The organism is Clostridium paraputrificum, from assembly GCF_900447045.1.
In the GTDB taxonomy this organism is placed as follows: domain Bacteria; phylum Bacillota; class Clostridia; order Clostridiales; family Clostridiaceae; genus Clostridium; species Clostridium paraputrificum.
Genome location: NZ_UAWH01000017.1, coordinates 123928 through 143431 on the forward strand (window position 1 = coordinate 123928; position 19504 = coordinate 143431).

Genomic DNA, 19504 nt, shown 5'->3' on the forward strand with positions numbered 1-19504 from the left:
ATCATATATTATGCTTAGTACTAATCATCTGTGATACAGCTATAATGGTTTTCTTATAAATAGCCCTCCTATATTAAATTCTTCATACCTATTATCAACAATATCATTGCCATAAGATATTTCTCTATATGACCTTGAAGTAACATTTTCGCCATAATTTCCTCTCATAGCATTCAATATTCCAGTCATATCTATAATTCCATATCCCCATTCTCTATTTGGATAAACATCTCCACCTCTCATACGTGTACCCCTAATAATATAAGACTTCACCTGTGTAGCATATATTTCAGGTTTATTTCTATCGACTACAGCCCACTGCAATATTAAAGCACATATTCCTCCAACTATTGCTGTAGCAACTGAAGATCCACTTGCTACCCCTACACTTCCACCTGGCCTTACTATTGGTGCATTAATTCCTCCTGCTACAACATCTGGCTTTATTCTTCCATCTGTAGTATAACCTCTACCTGAAGCTCCCACTGTAGCATTATTATTTTGGTTATAATAACCTACAGATATTACTGAATTAGCTGTTGAAGGTAACATTAAAGTAGTATACTGAGATGGCTTTAAAAATCTTGTGTCTGAATCTAATAAAACTCTTTGTGGTAACCAAGCCCAATACATACCATCAACTACATATTCTCCATATAAGGTAAATTTCCATATGCCTTCTTTTAAATATATACTCCTTATTACTATTCTTTCATCACCAGTAGCCTCATTAGGCATATCTATATCTATAGACATTATAGTTCCTTCATATAAGAACTTGATATTTCTTCTACCTCCAGACTTTGGAGATATTCTATCTATAACTTCACCTGAGGGTGATGTTACGGATATTGATGCACTATTAGGTTGCCTTATCCATATTTCAAAATTCAATGTATTTTGGTTCTTTCCAACCCTTAATTCAATTACCTCTGTACTCCCAGAACTTTTTATATTACCTTCTGTATGGGTATCAGTATCTCCTTCATTTCCAGTTCCTACAACAACGACATTTCCCAAAGTGCCAGCTATCCTATCAATAACACCACTAACTATAGTTCTACCACTATGTTCACCATAATTTGTTCCTAATGGAATTATCATAACTGTTGGCATATTTAACTCACTAGATATAGAAGTTAGATACCTTAATGCAAGCAATATACTAACATATCCATATCTATTACTTCCTTCTGTTGTTAATCCAGCAGATACAAGTGTTATATCAGCTGCTTCCTTTAACTTAACAACTGCTATACTCGAATTAGGAGCTATACCTATTAAATCTGGATTTTTACCTCTTGCTGCTGCAAGTCCTGCTACCATAGTTCCATGACCATTTGTATCCTTAGTAGCAACTATACTATATGGATCACCTCCAGACTTTTTAAGAGCTATAGCCTGATTTATTTGTTCTTCTGTATACTCTACACCCATCTTTAAACCATTTATCTCTTGCCCTATATTATCTAATGTCTGATCCCATATCCTTACTATTCTAGTGGTGTCATCTTCTTTTTGAAATTCAGTGTTTAAATAATCTATTCCCGTATCTATTACTCCAATTAATACGCCTTTTCCATTTAAACTTAAGTATGGATTAGTATGATAATTTAACGCATTACTTGCCTCAGCTGGAGTTTCATCAGTTAACGTAAAAATTTGAGGATTTATATCATCTACAACTCCAAATATATACGGATATATATTCTTAATGTTACTTGTAGGGGTATATACTATTCCATAACTTTCCGATATGGTTGTTACTTCTGTATTTGGCATATTATTAAGCTCTTTAAAACGTTCCTCATTTGCAAACTCTACCAAGGTACCAACTATTTCATCTGAATTCGCATATGAATTCAAATATTCTTCTATAGTATCAAACCTTCCTTGTTGCCTATTCATTTTACTCTCCCTAAAACTACTTACATTAATAACATTTAAAACATCCAATATCTGTTGCAAACTATTATATGCACAAACCTCCCCATACCCCCAACTTGTATTTGGATAATCTACATCTCTTCTTTCTCTCTTTGCTCCAGTTACCAAAAAGTATTTTACTCTGTTCCCAAATAAATAAGGATCATTCCCTTTAACAATTCCCCATTCCATTATTAATGCACATATTCCTGAAACGTGGGGAGCTGCCATAGAAGTTCCTGACTTTGTATCATATGACCTATTAGGAATTGTTGATGTAATCCCTTCACCTGGCGCAACTATTTCTGGTTTTGCTTCAAAATACATGTTAGCTCTTCCTCTGCCACTAAACGGAGAAATATTATTTGTTAAATAATTATAACTTCCTACTGAAATTACACTATCTACTGTAGCGGGTATACCTAATGTATTATCTATACTAGGTTGTAGAAACTTTGTATTTATATTTAATCCCTCTGATACAGGTAGCCATACATCAAATATTCCATTGTATTCATTTAATACTCTTAAAACAATTTTCCATACCCCTTCAATAATATACTGAGCATCCGTATATAAAGAAACCGATATCTCTCCTGTCATATCAAATGGTTTAGGTCCAGTTGTGAATACCCTATACCTATTTCCGGAAATTACACCTTCCTTATATCCTTCTTCTATTACTATTTCTCCAGATGATACTCCTGTTGGTGCTATAATCTCTATTGACACCGCTGGTAATATAGACTTATATAAATTTAAAAATACTGCTATTTCACCTGCATCAACTTCAAAATTAATATCATTACTTCTTTTTAGAATCCCACCAACATGATGTGCTGCATCCCCTTCATTTCCTGCTGCAACTATTATAGTCACTTTCTCATGGTTAGCTATAGTTGCTATATATAATTCTAATAAGCTACTCCCATCATGTGCTCCATCATTTGTACTTAAACTCATATTAACAACCAAAGGCATATTCAACTCTTTACTTTTATCAGTCAGAAACTTCAAACCTCTCATTATACTTGTACTTAGAGAAAAATACCCTCTACCTGTTTTCACCATCATGATTGAACTTTTGGGCGCAACACCATAATATCTTTTATCAATTTTTCCTCCAGCGCAGGCAATACCAGCTACATGTGTACCGTGACCAGTTAAATCTTCTACAGGTACTACTGAATATGGATCTTGTGACTTTAATGCAGTATTTATAGTTGCCTTATCATAAACCTTACTTGAGTCTTGAGTTAAATCATATATATACTCTATTCTTGTAGTTCCGTCTTCATTTAGAAATCCCGGATGAGTAAAGTCTATTCCGGAGTCAATAAAACCTATTATTATTCCTTCACCACTAAGGGAATAAGTATTTCTAGTCTTATCCACGCAAGCTGCTCTATTACTCCCCTGGTCAGTTAAAATCATACTCTTAGGAAATTCTATATATTGTATTGCATTATTTTGTGCTAAACTTACAACATTAGTTGCTGGTATATTTACAATAGCATACCCATATCCTAAATCTTCAATCCTACCACCTATATTCTCTACTATTGTTTTTACCACTTCAAATGGTTCTCCGTATAAAATGGTCACCTCAACCTCTCCTTGAGGATTCTCATTTAATGTTTGTGTTATATTTAATTTAGCTAAAAATTCTAAAGGCACATTCTTAAGTAAATTACTTGCATTATTTATATTCTCTATAATAAATCAACCCCACAAAATTACTGATAATTTTATTTATAAAATCCCACTATCAATATATAAAAAAAGATGATATATGTTACCAACATATATCATCTAAGTAAGCTAAAGTTGTATTTCTAATCTTTCTAACTTAGCTATAATTTTAGCTTCTTTCACTTGTATTGTTTCTGTCTTAGCTGAGCCATCATTACCTATAAGTAATAACTTTTGCTCACCTAAACTCTTTATTTGTCTTATAACTCTTTTATTGTCATACTCTATAAGAAACATTCCATTGTTGCTCACTTCTTTAACTAAATGACCAAATACTATATCATCCTTCATCATTCTGAATCCAGACATACTATTATCTTCTACTTTTATATATAAAACTTTATCTGCAGGGTATCCTTCTACCTTATTTGAGTATATAGGAAGTTCTTTACTTCCTAACTCCTTTTTTAAGCTATAGTCATATATTATTACCTTTTTCATTACAGATGAAAAAGCATCAGTCCACACAGGTGAAGTTTCTCCAAGTATTTTGGCATTAATCTTCTTCTCCTTTTTAGCAACTTCTGTTATCTTTCTTTCTTCCATTAATGCTTCATCTGTTACAACCATACTTATATCATTTAAATCTGTATTAAGGATTTTTGCTGCTCTTTCTATGAATCCTTCTTGAGCAACTCTTCTTCCCATTTCTACTTCGTTAATAAATTTATCAGATACACCTAACTTTTTTCCTAAAGCCTTTTGAGTAAGACCAGCTTTTGTTCTTGCTTCCTTGATCTTCTCCCCTACTCTACTCACTTTTATCTTCCCTTCTAATGCTTATTCTATAATTTCAGGTTCTCCATAAGTTTCACCAAATGTATCAACTGTCATACTTTTTATAACTTGATCTTCATAAGGTCTATCATTATAGTCTCTCTTTGTCATTACAATTTTATCAGCTTCTTCTATACCTTCTATAACCTTACCAAATGCAGCATATTGTCCATCTAAGTGTGGTGCATTTTCAACCATTATAAAGAATTGGCTTCCTGCTGAATCTGGATGCATCGCTCTAGCCATTGATAAAACACCTTTAGTATGTTTTAAATCATTCTTAAATCCATTTCTGTTAAACTCTCCTTTTATTCCATAACCAGGTCCTCCCATACCATTTCCTTCTGGGCATCCACCTTGAATCATGAATCCTGGAATTACTCTGTGAAATATTAAGCCATCATAAAATCCTCTATTTATTAAATCTATAAAATTCTTTACTGTATTTGGAGCTACTTCAGGATAAAGTTCTGCCTTCATAACTCCTCCATTTTCCATAGTTATAGTTACAATTGGATTCTTCATAATAATTATCCTACCTTTCTTTGATTATATTTAGTATTATTATCATACCTTTCCTTGATAATTCATGTTTTAATTATATCTTATTCATTGAATATAATAAATAAATTAAAACAGAAAAAATCACTATTTAGATACTATACTAAATAGTGATTCCTTAATTTATTTAAGCTACTCATTATCTTTCCTTCCTACTCAAGCTTTAGCTAATAAAAGCTGTTCCCAATACTACTCTTGAGTAATCATTATAATTTGATAAATTTTTAACATTGATATTATTAAAAATCATCTCTCTTCCTGATTGATTAATTATATCGCCAAACAAACATGTTAAAAATGTTGATGGTATATTTTCAACTCCTGAAAAGTCTAAAGTAATTCCTTCATTTATACTATTCTTTATTATATCCCTTAGAACAATTGCATCTTCGACATTTATTTTATCTCCTAATACTTCTTTAACATTAATTATCATAAATAGCACCTCTCTTTATTTTTTTAATTTTCTGATAATTTCTTCTCTATATATAATATAGCAATTTCCATTTTATTTGTCAACTATTTAACAAACTTTTTTTCTATATTTATTTTATAACGCAAAGAAACAGTTGTAATACTATTAACAACTGCTTCTTTTAGATTTATATTCCTAATAAATTTTTACTTAATTGAATTATTTTTTTACCTTCTAATGAATTATATATACTCACTGACCCCTTCTTACTTGAATCAGTCAGTAAATCATGTAATTCTAACCTTCTTCTCAATTCTTTACAAGTTCCTAATCCACCATCAATTACTGGAACATCCCCCCCTATAACTTCATGTATTCTATCTGCTATAAATGGATAATGAGTGCACCCTAATACTATAGCAGCAATATCTTTATTTTCATATTTATTAAACTTCTCTTTTAGATAAAACTTTAATTCATTACTATCTAAATCACCTGCTTCAATAAATTCCATAAGCCCTGCACAAGGCATTGGTATTATATCTGCTTCATTTTTATATTTACTCATTAGATTATTAAACTTTCTTTCTTTTAGAGTCATAGGAGTAGCCATTATAATTATAGGCCCACTTCTTTTCATTTTTACTGCCGGCTTTACTGCTGGCTCTATACCTACTATAGGCACATCAGGATAGTCTAACCTTAATGCTGCAACAGCTGCACTAGTAGCTGTGTTACATGCTATTACTATAGCTTTAGCTCCCTTAGAAAATAACTTATCTACCGCTCTATATGTAAGTTCTTTCACTTCTTCAGTCGTCCTTACTCCATATGGTGCATTTTTTGAATCTCCAAAATATATATAATCTTCATTTGGCATAAGTTTTATAGCCTCTCTTAAGACACTTAATCCACCTACTCCTGAATCGAAAAAACCAATAGGCATATTCTTCTTATCCAAAGTTTCTCACTCCATTTACTTTATTTATCTATAACTATTTTATTACTTTACATGGAATAAATCTATACATTATATTTATTTACTAATATGAATAATTTATTTATATCATAATAATTTCTTGAAGTAAGCATATACGAATGTTATAATTTATATAATTAATTTTATTCGACTTATATATGAAAGGATGTGAAGAAGTTCTCGCCTAATTTTCATATTTTTTATTTATTATGGCAGAATTTATACTATGATTAACAACTTAATTTATACCATCCCAAAGGATAAACATAGCAAAGAAGATGTAAAATCTATATTAATTAATCACCCAGAAATAAAATTTGTTTCATTTGTAGGTATTGACCTTTCTGGTAATGATACTGATGAAAAAATACCTGTTAAAGTATTCTTAGATGACTTAGATTCATTTCTATATGGCGTTGCAGTGCAAACTGATGGTTCCTCTGTTGTTCTTCCTGGAATTGCTACTCTTAATAATGCAAAAGTAGATATGGTTGCAGATTTAGATTGTAAATGGTTCGTTGACTATAACTATGACTTTATAGATACTTCTCTTGATAAGCCAATAGGTACCTTAAGAATTCCTTGTTTCTTATATCATGATGGTAAAGCTGTAGATTCAAGACATATTCTTAGTTCAGCTATAAAAACATTTAAAGAAAACCTTATTGATATCTTTAATAAAAAACCCGAGATAATAAAAGCTTATGGTATAACTAAGGAAGATATAGATGAAGTAGTTATTACATCTGCTACAGAATTAGAATTCTGGGTTAAAACACCTAATGATAATGCGGAAGTAGAAGAACTATCAACTTCTGAAGTATTACATGAACATTATTGGACAAGAACAAAAGGCTCTGTAAGAACAGCTTTAGAAGAAACCTTACTACTTATGGAGGCTTATGGATTTGAGCCAGAAATGGGACATAAGGAAGTAGGTGGAGTACGAGCTAAGCTTGATTCATCAGGTCAATTCAATCACATAATGGAGCAACTTGAAGTAGACTGGAAATACGCTGATGCAGTTCAAGCTGCTGACAATGAATTGTTTGTAAAAATATTAACTCAAGAAACATTTAGAAGAAATGGACTTGAAGTAACATTTATGCCAAAGCCACTTGATGGCGTAGCAGGTTCTGGTATGCATATACATCTAGGAGTAAGTTTAAAATTGAAGAACGGAAAAAGAATCAACTTATTCCATGCAACTAAAGAAGACTTTTTAAGTGTAATGGGATATGGTGCATTAATGGGTATATTAAAGAACTATGAAGTTATGAATCCATTTATATCATCAACTAATAACGCTTTAAAGAGACTAAGGCCTGGATTTGAAGCTCCAATATGTATAGTAACTTCCCTTGGATTACATCCAACTAACCCATCAAGAAATAGAACTGTTCTTGTAGGTTTAATAAGGGACTTATCCAATCCAGCTGCTACTAGATTTGAATTGCGTTCACCAAACCCTCATTCTAATGCATATATTGCAATGGCTGTTTCATATATGTCAATGTTAGATGGTATACTGTATGCTGTGAACAATAATAAAACAGAGGAAGATCTTCTTAAAGAGTTATCAAAACAATATGGTGAAGATTCAGACTACCTAGAAAAAAATAGATCTTATAGAAGTGAGGATGATGTATTTGAAGACTTCACCGAAGAAGAAAGAAACAAAATGTATGGAACAGCACCAGCTACTATATATGAAAATCTTTCTGCATTAGATAAGTATCCTGAAAAAATCAATGTCTTAAAAAGAAACGATGTACTTACAGACCAATTAATAAATAGTTTTAAAATGGCTACACTTCAAAGATGGTGTACTGAAATAGGCAATAGAATTATCAATAAATATACTCATGAAATAAGAAACTTCAAGCCACTACATTCTCTTGATAAAGCTTTGGATTTAGATGTATCTAATTGGATGAAAATTAATGAATTAAGACATTATATAATGAAAGATTCTTATACAAGTAAAAGTTTATTTACAAGAATAAAATCAGCATTTATTGATGAAGATTACTCAAGTGCCTCTAAACTTTATCTAGAACTAGAAAGCAAAATGGAAGAGCTTAGAAACCTATATTCTTCATATAAGAAAAATTTATTAGATATATAGTTTATAAAAACTCAAGTTACAAAACTTGAGTTTTTATTTTTCAATTATCCAATTAATAGCACTTTACTACAAAATATGATATAATTTTATTGATTTTATATGTTAAGAGAGGTGTTTTCATGCGATTGGTTCCAATAGAGTCTGTCCGTACAGGATCTTATTTAGGTAAAACTATATATGATAACTCTGGTAGAATTCTATTAAAAAGCGGAGTACTTCTCACTGAAGGTTTAATTAAAAAGATTAAACAACTAAATATCTTTTCAATTTATATAGAAGATAACTATAGTCAAAGTGAAATTGAAGATATAATTAAGCCAGAACTTAGAAACAAAGCAACTTCAATAATAAAAGATACCTTTAACAATATCGAAAAACTATCTAATTTAAAAACACTTAATTCAAGAGAAAAAAATAAGATTATAAAGGAACAAGAAGACTATTTTAATTCTATTAATGATATTGCTGAAGAGTTATTAAACAATATATTGGATAATAAAAACTTATTAGTTAGCTTAGTAGATATAAAAAGTATGGATATGTATACATATCAACATTGCGTAAACGTTGCAGTTATATCTTTAGTTCTTGGAATTGGCTTACAACTACCAAAGTCTGAACTTATAGATTTATGCACAGGAGCATTGTTACATGATATAGGAAAAGTGTTTATTCCTAAAGATTTAATAACTAAAGAAGGCCCATTAACATATGAAGAGTTTTTAAAAATTAAAGAGCATCCTAGATTAGGTTATAACTATATTAATAAAAGTCCATCAATAAAATCTTGTATTAAAGTAATTGCTCTTCAACACCATGAAAGAATTGATGGATTAGGTTATCCAAATGCTTTAAAAGGTGATGCGATAAATAAATTAGCTAAAATTGTATCAATTGCAGATGTATATGATGCACTTACCTCTGATAGGTGCTATAGACGTGCATTATGCGCAAGTGATGCTTTAGAATATATAATGGCAAATGTTAATAAGTTATTTGATTTTAATATAGTTCAGGTATTTTCAAAAATAATAGTTCCATTCCCTTTTGGAACTATAGTAAAGTTAAGCACTGGGGATATTGCTGTTGTGCAAGAAACTCAACTAAACTATCCTCTAAGACCTGTTGTTAAGATTGTAAAAAGCTCAGACTCAAAAAATGAAGGAAAGCTTCTTAATCTTATAAATGAATTATCAGTAGTAATTAATAATGTAGAATATAACATTTAAGCTATTTATCCTTAGCATGTCTAATGTAAATAGCTTTTATTGCGTTTATATTTAACAATATATTGGGTGAGGTTTTGCGAATAATTCAACATTGCAACCTTTCTTTGCCTTTAAAGGTGTATTCTCAATTATGTATTCTGCTTCTTTATAATTTCTAGCCTTAAATACGATTGTCCATCCATTTCTATCATATTTACCCGCACACATTATGTATTTGTTTCCGTCCTTTTCTTTTAAATTATCTTTATCTATTATTAAACTCCTAACCTCTCCCATACTTTTAACATTTAGTTTTACAAATATATCATTATTCTTCATAATAACCCTCCATACGAACACTTGTTTGTTAACTTAATTTTATAGAACTTTTGTTCGTATGTCAATAAGTATTTATATTTTTATTCCAATATAAGAAAAGAAGACCATATGGTAATATAGTCTTCTTTTTCATTACATTAACTTCCTAAGTTGTAAACCTCTAATTCCTTATCATCTTCAAGATGTTCTTCCTTAACATCTACTATAGCTCTTAGAGTATCTAAGGCTGTAATAACCCCTATGTTTCTCTCTACAGCTGCTCTTCTCATTACAAATCCATCTCTCTTTGAATCATTAACCTTAGTTGGAGTATTTACAACTAATTCTACTTCCTTATTCTTTATAACATCTAGTATATTAGGTGAATCCTCGCAGATTCTTCTTACTTTCTTAGCATCTATACCTGCATCCTTAAGTAAGTTACAAGTTCCTTCTGTAGCTATAAATTTATAGCCTAGTTTAGATAATCTAAGTGCCATTGGTAAGAATTCAGCCTTATCATGCTTATTTATAGTAGCTAATATTTCACCCTTCTTAGGGAACATTCCAGCTGCTACAAATCCTTTATATAATGCTTCATTAACTGTTTTACCTACACCTAAAACCTCTCCTGTAGATTTCATTTCAGGTCCTAATGATACTTCAACATTTGGTAGCTTTTGAGTTGAGAATACTGGAACCTTAACTGATATTAATTCTGGTTCTTTATATACATCTACTCCATACCCTAAGTCCTTTAATTTACTTCCTAGCATAACCTTAGTTGCTATATCTACTATTGGAACCCCACTTACCTTACTTATGTAAGGTACAGTTCTTGAAGCTCTTGGATTAACTTCTATTACATATAACTGTCCTTCAAATTCGATAAACTGAATGTTTATCATGCCTTTTATTCCTATTGCTAAAGCCAACTTCTTAGTATAATCTAGTATCGCACCCTTAATATCTTCACTAACATTTTGTGTTGGATACATAGTTACACTATCCCCTGAATGAACCCCAGCTCTTTCTAAGTGTTCCATTATACCTGGTATAAGAACATCTTCTCCATCTGAAATCGCATCTACTTCAATTTCTCTACCCATTAGATACTTATCTATTAGTATTGGATTCTTTGAATCTTTTTCAAAAGCATGCATTAAGTAGAATGTTAATTCTTCTTCATCATGAGTTATTTCCATACCTTGACCACCAATTACATATGAAGGTCTAACAAGTACAGGGAATCCTAATCTTTCAGCCTCTTTTAACCCCTCTTCAACTGACCAGATTCCTTTACCCTTTGGTCTTGAAATTCCTAAATCTTCTAGTAAAGCATCAAACTTTTCTCTATCTTCAGCCATGTCTATTTGATCTGCTGTAGTTCCTAATGTTGGTATATTCTTTTCCTTTAAGAAGTTTGCAAGCTTAATAGCTGTTTGTCCACCAAATTGAAGTATAACTCCATCTGGATTTTCTTTTTCTATTATGCTTAATACATCTTCTTCTGTTAATGGTTCAAAGTATAACTTATCAGAAATATTGAAGTCTGTACTTACTGTTTCTGGATTGTTATTAACTATTATTGTCTCTATTCCTAGCTTCTTAAGTGCCAATACACAGTGTACTGAAGCATAGTCAAACTCAATGCCTTGTCCTATTCTTATTGGACCTGAGCCTATAACCATTACCTTTTTCTTATCCGATACTTCTACTTCATCATACTGTTCATAAGTTGAGTAGTAATAAGGTGATAATGCTTCAAATTCTCCACCACATGTATCAACCATCTTATATGCAGGTTTTATATTCCATATATCTCTTAATCTATTAATATCTTCAGGAGAAACCTTTAACATATCTGCTATAGCCTTATCTGAGAATCCTTTTTTCTTTAAGTTTAATAACCATTCTTTGTCTAAGTCATCTATCTTACTTAACTTTAGTCTTTGCTCTTCTTCAACTATCCACTTAAACTTTTCTACAAAGAATCTATCTATTCCTGTAATTTTACAGATTTTATCTACTCTATAGTCTCTTCTAAGCATTTCTGCTAATGCAAATAATCTTTCATCATCTGGAGACATTACTCTTTCCTTAAGTTCTTGCATACTGAACTCTCTAAACTTCTTGTGATCTAATGAGTATTTTCCTATTTCTAAGCTTCTTATTCCTTTAAGTAATGCTTGTTCTAAGTTTGCACCTATAGCCATTACTTCACCTGTAGCCATCATCTTAGTTCCAAGTTCTCTATCTGCACCGTAGAACTTATCAAAAGGCCACTTTGGAATTTTACATACTACATAGTCTAATGTTGGTTCGAAGCAAGCATAAGTTTTTTGAGTAACTGCATTCTTTATTTCATCTAATCCATATCCTAAAGCTATCTTAGCAGCAAGCTTTGCTATTGGATATCCAGTAGCCTTTGATGCTAAAGCTGAAGATCTTGAAACTCTAGGATTAATTTCTATTACAGCATATTCAAACGAGTTAGGGTTTAAAGCGAATTGTACGTTACATCCACCTTCTATTCCTACAGCATTTATAATGTTTATAGATGCCGTTCTTAACATTTGATACTCTTTATCTGATAATGTTTGAGAAGGAGCTACAACTATACTATCACCTGTATGGATACCAACTGGGTCAATGTTTTCCATGTTACATACAGTTATGCAGTTTCCGTAAGAGTCCCTCATTACTTCGTACTCTACTTCTTTCCATCCCTTAACTGACTTTTCAAGTAAAACTTGTCCTATTGTACTTAATTGTAATCCTGATTCAAGAATAACTCTTAACTCTTCTTCATTATTAGCTATTCCCCCACCAGTTCCCCCTAGTGTATAAGCTGGTCTAACTATTACTGGATATCCAATCTTACCAGCATATTCAATTCCCGCTTCTAATTCAGTAATTATTTCAGATTGAATAACAGGCTCTTGTATCCTATTCATCATATCTCTGAATAACTCTCTATCTTCTCCTTCTTTGATAGATTCAATAGAAGTACCTATTACTTTTACATCATATTTTTCTAATATTCCTGCATCATGTAAATCAACTGCAAGGTTAAGTCCTGTTTGACCACCCATACCAGCAAGTAAACTATCTGGTCTTTCCTTTGCAATAACCTTTTCTACAAATTCTACAGTTAATGGTTCTAAATAAACCTTATCTGCAACTTCTCTATCTGTCATAATTGTAGCTGGATTAGAGTTAACTAATACAACCTCAATTCCTTCTTCTTTTAAAGCTTGGCAAGCTTGAGTTCCTGAATAATCAAACTCTGCTGCTTGTCCTATAACTATTGGCCCTGATCCTATAACTAATACTTTTTTAATATCTTTATTTAACGGCATATTCCTAACCTCCTATAGTGCGTATTCCATGAATTTATCAAATATATATTCACTGTCTTGTGGTCCTGCTGAAGCTTCTGGATGGAATTGTACTGAGAATATAGGTAATTTCTTATGCTTCATTCCTTCTATAGTTCCATCGTTTATGTTGATATGAGTTGCTTCAACATCTTCTGGTAAAGTTTTAACCACATATCCATGGTTTTGCGAGGTTATAGTAACCTTATTTGTTTCTAAGTCTTTAACTGGGTGATTACATCCTCTATGACCAAACTTAAGCTTAGCTGTTTGGCCACCTAATGTTAAACCTAATAATTGATGACCTAAGCAGATTCCTACTATTGGCTTCTTTCCAACTATCTTCTTTATATTCTCAATTACTTCTGGTAAATCTTCTGGATCTCCAGGACCATTTGATAAGAATACTAAATCTGGATTCATAGCTAAAACATCTTCAGCCTTTGTGTCCGCTGGGAATACTGTCAACTTGCATCCTCTCTTCTTAAAGCATCTTAATATATTTTGCTTTATACCAAAATCAATTACAGCTACATGCTTTCCTTTACCTTCAACTGTATAAGGCTTTTTTGTTGTTACAGTCTTTACAGCTTCTTTATTTGAGAAAGACTTAATTTTTTCATCTATATCGCTTTTATCTAATTCATCGATTGCAATTATTCCTCTCATTGTACCATTGTTTCTTAGAACCTTAGTAAGAGCTCTTGTATCTATCCCTTCAAGACCAACTATCTTATTTTGTTTTAAAAAGTCTTCTAGTTCTAATTCACATCTAAAGTTATTTGGTAAATTACATTTTTCTCTTACTATAAACCCTCTAACCTTTGGGCTATCAGATTCCATGTCTTCAAGGTTTATTCCATAGTTTCCTATTAGAGGATATGTCATTGTTACGATTTGTCCATAATATGAAGGGTCAGTTAAAACCTCTTGGTATCCAGTCATACCAGTTGTAAATACTACTTCACCAACACTATCTTTTAGGTGACCAAAGGCTTTACCTTCAAATACCATACCATTTTCTAAAATAAGCTTTGCTTTCATGCTTAGCCCTCCCTTTTTTATGTTGAAGTTAAGATAACACTTTATCGACATTTAAGATAAAAAGAAAAGGATAATAAAGAGACTTACAGAAACTCTGGTCTCCTCATTATCCTATTATATTTATAATTTTTAAATGTCTTTAAAGACAAAGCTATGCAAATATTTTCTAAAGCATTAAACATAGTTTCAGACTCCTTTCTGGCCTCTCTGGACCAATTTAAAGTGTATCTTTCTTATTCATTTTTGTTCTTTTATATTATTCTAGTTTATACACTATTTACTGTCAAGTTTATTTAATAGCATTTTTAATAAATTTAGGTATTATAGATTGGATTAATTAATCTATTTAAACTATACTAATTATATATTTTATTTATTACAAAGGAGGAGTTTTAATGAAACTACTATCGGATTTGCATACTCATACAATTGTTAGTGGCCATGCTTATACAACCTTAATGGAAAACATAAAGTTTTGTTCTGAAAACGGAATTAAAATATTAGGTACTTCTGAACATGGTCCAACTATGCCTGGTGCACCTCATAAATGGTATTTTGGAAACCTTAGAGTTGTACCTAGAGAAATTGATGGGGTTATATTATTTAAAGGATGTGAAGCTAATATCTTAGATATAGAAGGTAACTTAGATATTTCAGAACGTGAATCTCAATACCTTGACTATATGATTGCATCTTTTCATGAGCCTGTATTTACTCCTGATACATTAGAAAACAATACAAAAGCTATATTTAATGCTATTGCTAATAATAAAAAGGTAGAAATTTTAGGCCACTTAGGCAATCCAGCATATAAGCTTGATTATGAAGCTATAGTTAAAAAGGTTAAAGAAAAAAATATAATGATAGAAATTAACACTTCATCTTTATTAGGAAACTCAAGAAAAGGAAGTGAATCAAACTGTAAACAAATTGCTGAGCTTTGCAAAAAGCATAATGCAAAAATAATTGTTACATCTGATGCTCATATCTCATTTAGTATTGGTCAATTTGATAAAGCTATAGAAATGTTAGAATCTATTAACTTCCCAGAAGAATTAATAATGAATGATCCTAGCAAATTAATAGCTCATCTTAAAAATAAAGGTAAATTAACTGATTTATAAATAGAAAAGTAATATTTCACACAAATCTGAGTGAAATATTACTTCTTTCTTATTTAACTAGAAAAAACACTTATATTCTCTTTATCTAGCTTATTAACTTTATCTATTATTAAAGTAAAATCTTTTATTAATTCTAATGACAACTTCTGTGCATCACTATATATACTATTCGCTAATTTAAAATCATCATCATTAATTGCTTTTATAACACTTTTACCACAACTATGAAACTTTTTATGTTTATCCTCAACGCCATCCCAAATATTTAATACTTCTTTGTTTATAGGAGATATAGAATAATAGAAGTGTCCAAATGCACACTTATGATCATTAACTTGTAATGGAACTACTTTCTTGTTATCTATAATGCTTTTTAAAGTAAGTAACCAACTTTTATGAGCTACAATAGCATTTTCAACTGTTTCTATAAATAATGTATTATTTACTCTATAATAAGGGTCTTGTACAACTTTTCCTATTAAGGTTGCCGCATTATGTAGCTTCTCCTCCATATTAGAAAGTGGATTTATAATATTTCTTAAATCACTTCTACTAGTAGTTAAAACTTCTGAACTCCCTTTTATTTTCTCTACGTGATTTCCACATAATCTTATTGTTTCATTAACTTCTTCAAAAGCAGAACTAATTTCTTCGCTATTAGCTGCAATTACACTAATTTCTTCACTCATACTATGTATAGTTTTCCTATTCCTTTTTCCTGAATTAACCATATTATCAATACTATCATTTATCTTTTTAAGTTCTTCCACTGTATTATCGATACTTTTATCACTCTTAGTAGACGCATCTCCAATAGCCTTAACAAACCCACCCATATTAGATGTTAATAGTTTTGTTTCATCTGCTAACTTTCTTATTTCTTCTGCCACTACAGAGAAGCCTCTTCCACCTTCACCAGCTCTAGCAGCTTCTATTGATGCATTTAGTGCTAATAAGTTTGTCTGTTCAGATATATCATAAATAGATGTTATTACATTTTTTATGTTTGATAATACATCCATTAATTTTTTCATATCTTCCTTCATATTAACTGAACTTTCCATAGCTCTCTTTGATGAGTCTTGTATTTCGCATAATTCGTTGTCACTTTTATTAATATCCTCTAGCAACTTATCTGAATTAACTGACATTTTATTAATTGAATTTGTCATAGATGCATGTGATGCAGATACTTCTTCTGATGAATCAATTACAACTCTACTTGCCTCAGATAACTTACCTGTTAAATCGTCTATACTGTTGCTTACATTTTCTATCTCATTTACCTTATCAGTAAGTAATAAATCAAAGCTACTCATTTGCATTACAGAGTCTAAAACAATTTTTGCAATTTGTTCAAATACTTCTTTACCAGTACTAATTCTTAAATAAATATTTTTTATTCTTTTTAAATTATCATTATTTATTTTTATACCTTCTCTTGGCTCCTCTAAAAAAGATATATTGTTTATAATCTCTTCAACCAATTTATTTTTATTAACTATCATATTTATCCCCTCAACTCAAATAACTTTTACATTACTTATCGTGTGGAAATAATATTTCTTAATCTCTAATCCTTAGCTTTATAATTAATATTTAGACTACTTGTGGTCATAACAAAATCTATTAATATGTATCCAATAAATAAAGGACTTATATTTGATATTAAATCAAAGTAATTATAAAACATTATACTAACTAATGGCTGTAATATATATACTACAAAAGCAGTTAAAAAGATCCAATACAAAGAAAATCTTAAACATACAAATCCATCTATATTAAACTTGTGATCACTGTAATCCCAATACATCTTATTAAATACTTTCTTCATCAGGTATCCACTAATATACTCTACTGTTGTAGGAACTATAAAAAATAAAATCCACAACAAAGTATTACTAAGCATCGTGAATTCACTTATATATATTATTATTGCCATAGCAAAACCATACATTGGTTTAAATGGCCCATTCAAGAAACCATCCTCTTTAAAGTGCCCTGTAACTATAAAACAATATATCTCTTCTAATACCCATCCTAAAAATGAATATAAAACAAATATAAAACAAATATAACTAAGCCAACTCATAATAACACTCCTCATCTTTTATTGATTAGTATTAACAGAATTGGCTTAAAAAATTACTTATATTTTATTCTTTATATAATTTATTACAAACTTAATTGCATTATCATCACAGGAAGTTGCTATTAAATCAACTTCTTCTTTTACTCTTTCTTCTCCATTCTCTACCACAAATCCATATCTAGCTACTTTAAGCATTTCTAAATCATTCATATTGTCCCCAACTGCAATAACTTTATTTTTATCTAACTTATATTTATCAATTAAACACTCTAACGCTTGTCCCTTAGATACTCCATTTGCAACTATATCAAAATAATTTTTCCCACTTCTATAAGCTGATCCAGAATCATATTTACTGCAGTATATCTCTTCTATTATATTTAGTTCTTTCTCTTCTCCTATTATCAGAACCTTTATCCAATTTTTCTCCCACAAACTATCATCTACATCATAAACAATTTCATAATTGTGTCTATTATATCTTTCTGTAAATCTACAACTTTGATATACATATACAACTTCATCAGAAAATATTTCTATTCCTAAATTAGGATAGTCATTAGTAACTCTTTTTATTGCTTCTTTTCTATTTTCCTCTATATATACTTCACTTATTATTTCTTCTTTTATAACATCATATATCTTGCCACCATTATGAATTAAAATTGGTAAATTTAAATTTAAACTTTCCCTATATTCTAATACTGATGGTAACATTCTTCCTGTGGCTATTGTAAATAATCCACCTTCATTAATAAAATAGTCAATTGCTTCTCTATTATCACTAGATATTATCTTATCACTTCCAATTAAGGTTCCATCCATATCTGAAACTAATACATATCCATCAAAAATTTTACTCACTAATTCCTTCCCCCTAATACTTATTGCTTTTTAAGACCACTTTTCTACTTAATGCTCTAGGAATAAGTTTGTTTACTATAACCAAAACTTTATTGTTAATCCCTGGTACAATTATTGTTTTTCCTTTTTTATAATTAGCATAACCAATCCTTGCAACATCCTCTGCTGTCATTAAATACTTTTTGGCACTTTCTGATTTCTTTATTCCAGCTTTATTTTGAAATGATGTTTTAACTGGACCTGGACATAAACAGCTCACTTTAATTCCATATTCTTTTACTTCATCATGAATTGCTTCAGTTAAAGTTAATACATAGGATTTTGTTGCATAATAAAGAGCCATCTTAGGGCCTCCAACAAAAGCTGCTGTGGATGCTACATTTAATATGCCACCACTTTTTCTTTTAATCATTTGTCTTAAGAAATATTTTGTTATCTTTGTTAAGGAAGTTATGTTCAAATCTATAATCTTCTCTTCAAATCCATTATCTTCTTCATAAAAAAAACCAAATGAACCTATTCCAGCATTATTTATTAAGTTATCCACAACTAAATTATTTTCTTCCACAAATTTAAATAGTTTTTCACACGAGTTATCCACTGATAAATCTAAACTAATCGTAATAACCTCCACATTATAATTCTTTTTTAAATATTCTTTTGCTTTATTTAGCTTATCATTGCTCCTAGCAACTAAAAAAATATTATTATTATCCTTAGCAAATAACTTTGCTAACTCAAAACCAATCCCTTCGCTTCCACCAGTTATTAGTGTGAATTTATTTTTCATCACAACCACCTCATATTTAAACGTTAATCCAATTATATCATTGAAGAATTACATTAATAAAAAAATTTATATTCGAAATCCTATTTATATATTTATATAAATATATAAATTCTTTGTACCGTTAAAAATAAAGCTGCTTCTTA

The 19504-nt window shown here is 30.4% G+C and carries 15 protein-coding genes; 3 read left to right on the forward strand and 12 right to left on the reverse strand.

Translation table 11 applies throughout. The features are described 5' to 3' along the window. Positions 1 to 39: 39 nt before the first annotated feature. The 5 genes from DR024_RS15305 to murI form a co-directional block, all read right to left on the reverse strand. The gene (locus DR024_RS15305) at positions 40 to 3645 is read right to left on the reverse strand and encodes a S8 family peptidase (protein ID WP_049178093.1); all 3606 of its coding nucleotides are present in this window, start codon (positions 3643 to 3645) and stop codon (positions 40 to 42) included. Positions 3646 to 3747: 102 nt separating this feature from the next. Beyond that, positions 3748 to 4437 (reverse strand): helix-turn-helix domain-containing protein, encoded by a 690-nt coding sequence (locus DR024_RS15310; protein ID WP_065254634.1) that lies wholly within the window; start codon positions 4435 to 4437, stop codon positions 3748 to 3750. Positions 4438 to 4458: 21 nt separating this feature from the next. Then, a complete protein-coding gene (locus DR024_RS15315; RefSeq protein ID WP_027098592.1) occupies positions 4459 to 4980 on the reverse strand; it encodes a peptidylprolyl isomerase in 522 nt (173 codons plus the stop codon). A 199-nt stretch (positions 4981 to 5179) separates the two neighbouring features. Beyond that, positions 5180 to 5452, reverse strand: a complete 273-nt coding sequence (locus DR024_RS15320; RefSeq protein ID WP_027098593.1) for an STAS-like domain-containing protein — start codon at positions 5450 to 5452, stop codon at positions 5180 to 5182. 166 nt (positions 5453 to 5618) lie between these two features. Continuing rightward, entirely contained in the window at positions 5619 to 6392 is a 774-nt protein-coding gene (murI, locus tag DR024_RS15325; protein ID WP_027098594.1) for a glutamate racemase, read from the reverse strand. 244 nt (positions 6393 to 6636) lie between these two features. On the opposite strand from murI, the gene DR024_RS15330 reads away from it, so the two are divergent. Beyond that, positions 6637 to 8538, forward strand: a complete 1902-nt coding sequence (locus DR024_RS15330) for a type I glutamate--ammonia ligase (protein WP_027098595.1) — start codon at positions 6637 to 6639, stop codon at positions 8536 to 8538. A 119-nt stretch (positions 8539 to 8657) separates the two neighbouring features. Beyond that, positions 8658 to 9767, forward strand: a complete 1110-nt coding sequence (locus DR024_RS15335; protein ID WP_027098596.1) for an HD-GYP domain-containing protein — start codon at positions 8658 to 8660, stop codon at positions 9765 to 9767. Between the two features lie 51 nt (positions 9768 to 9818). Here the strand turns inward: DR024_RS15335 and DR024_RS15340 are convergent, their stop codons facing one another. The 3 genes from DR024_RS15340 to DR024_RS15350 form a co-directional block, all read right to left on the reverse strand. Beyond that, positions 9819 to 10085: a hypothetical protein gene (locus DR024_RS15340; RefSeq protein WP_034866464.1), complete on the reverse strand. Its 267-nt coding sequence runs from the start codon at positions 10083 to 10085 to the stop codon at positions 9819 to 9821. 137 nt (positions 10086 to 10222) lie between these two features. After that, positions 10223 to 13426: a carbamoyl-phosphate synthase large subunit gene (gene carB, locus DR024_RS15345; RefSeq protein ID WP_027098598.1), complete on the reverse strand. Its 3204-nt coding sequence runs from the start codon at positions 13424 to 13426 to the stop codon at positions 10223 to 10225. 12 nt (positions 13427 to 13438) lie between these two features. After that, on the reverse strand, positions 13439 to 14488 hold the full coding sequence (locus DR024_RS15350; RefSeq protein WP_027098599.1) for a carbamoyl phosphate synthase small subunit: 1050 nt from the start codon (positions 14486 to 14488) through the stop codon (positions 13439 to 13441). A 395-nt stretch (positions 14489 to 14883) separates the two neighbouring features. On the opposite strand from DR024_RS15350, the gene DR024_RS15355 reads away from it, so the two are divergent. Next, the gene (locus DR024_RS15355; RefSeq protein ID WP_027098600.1) at positions 14884 to 15612 is read left to right on the forward strand and encodes a phosphatase; all 729 of its coding nucleotides are present in this window, start codon (positions 14884 to 14886) and stop codon (positions 15610 to 15612) included. Positions 15613 to 15665: 53 nt separating this feature from the next. On the opposite strand, the gene DR024_RS15360 is transcribed toward DR024_RS15355, so the two are convergent. From DR024_RS15360 to DR024_RS15375, 4 genes are all read right to left on the reverse strand, one after another. After that, positions 15666 to 17120, reverse strand: coding sequence for a methyl-accepting chemotaxis protein (locus DR024_RS15360; protein ID WP_027098601.1), 1455 nt, complete (start codon positions 17118 to 17120; stop codon positions 15666 to 15668). Between the two features lie 65 nt (positions 17121 to 17185). Continuing rightward, complete coding sequence (locus DR024_RS15365) at positions 17186 to 17707, reverse strand: putative ABC transporter permease (RefSeq protein ID WP_034866468.1); 522 nt, start codon at positions 17705 to 17707, stop codon at positions 17186 to 17188. Positions 17708 to 17764: 57 nt separating this feature from the next. Further along, entirely contained in the window at positions 17765 to 18571 is an 807-nt protein-coding gene (locus DR024_RS15370) for a Cof-type HAD-IIB family hydrolase (RefSeq protein ID WP_027098603.1), read from the reverse strand. Between the two features lie 13 nt (positions 18572 to 18584). Beyond that, the gene (locus tag DR024_RS15375; RefSeq protein ID WP_027098604.1) at positions 18585 to 19361 is read right to left on the reverse strand and encodes an SDR family NAD(P)-dependent oxidoreductase; all 777 of its coding nucleotides are present in this window, start codon (positions 19359 to 19361) and stop codon (positions 18585 to 18587) included. Positions 19362 to 19504: the final 143 nt, after the last annotated feature.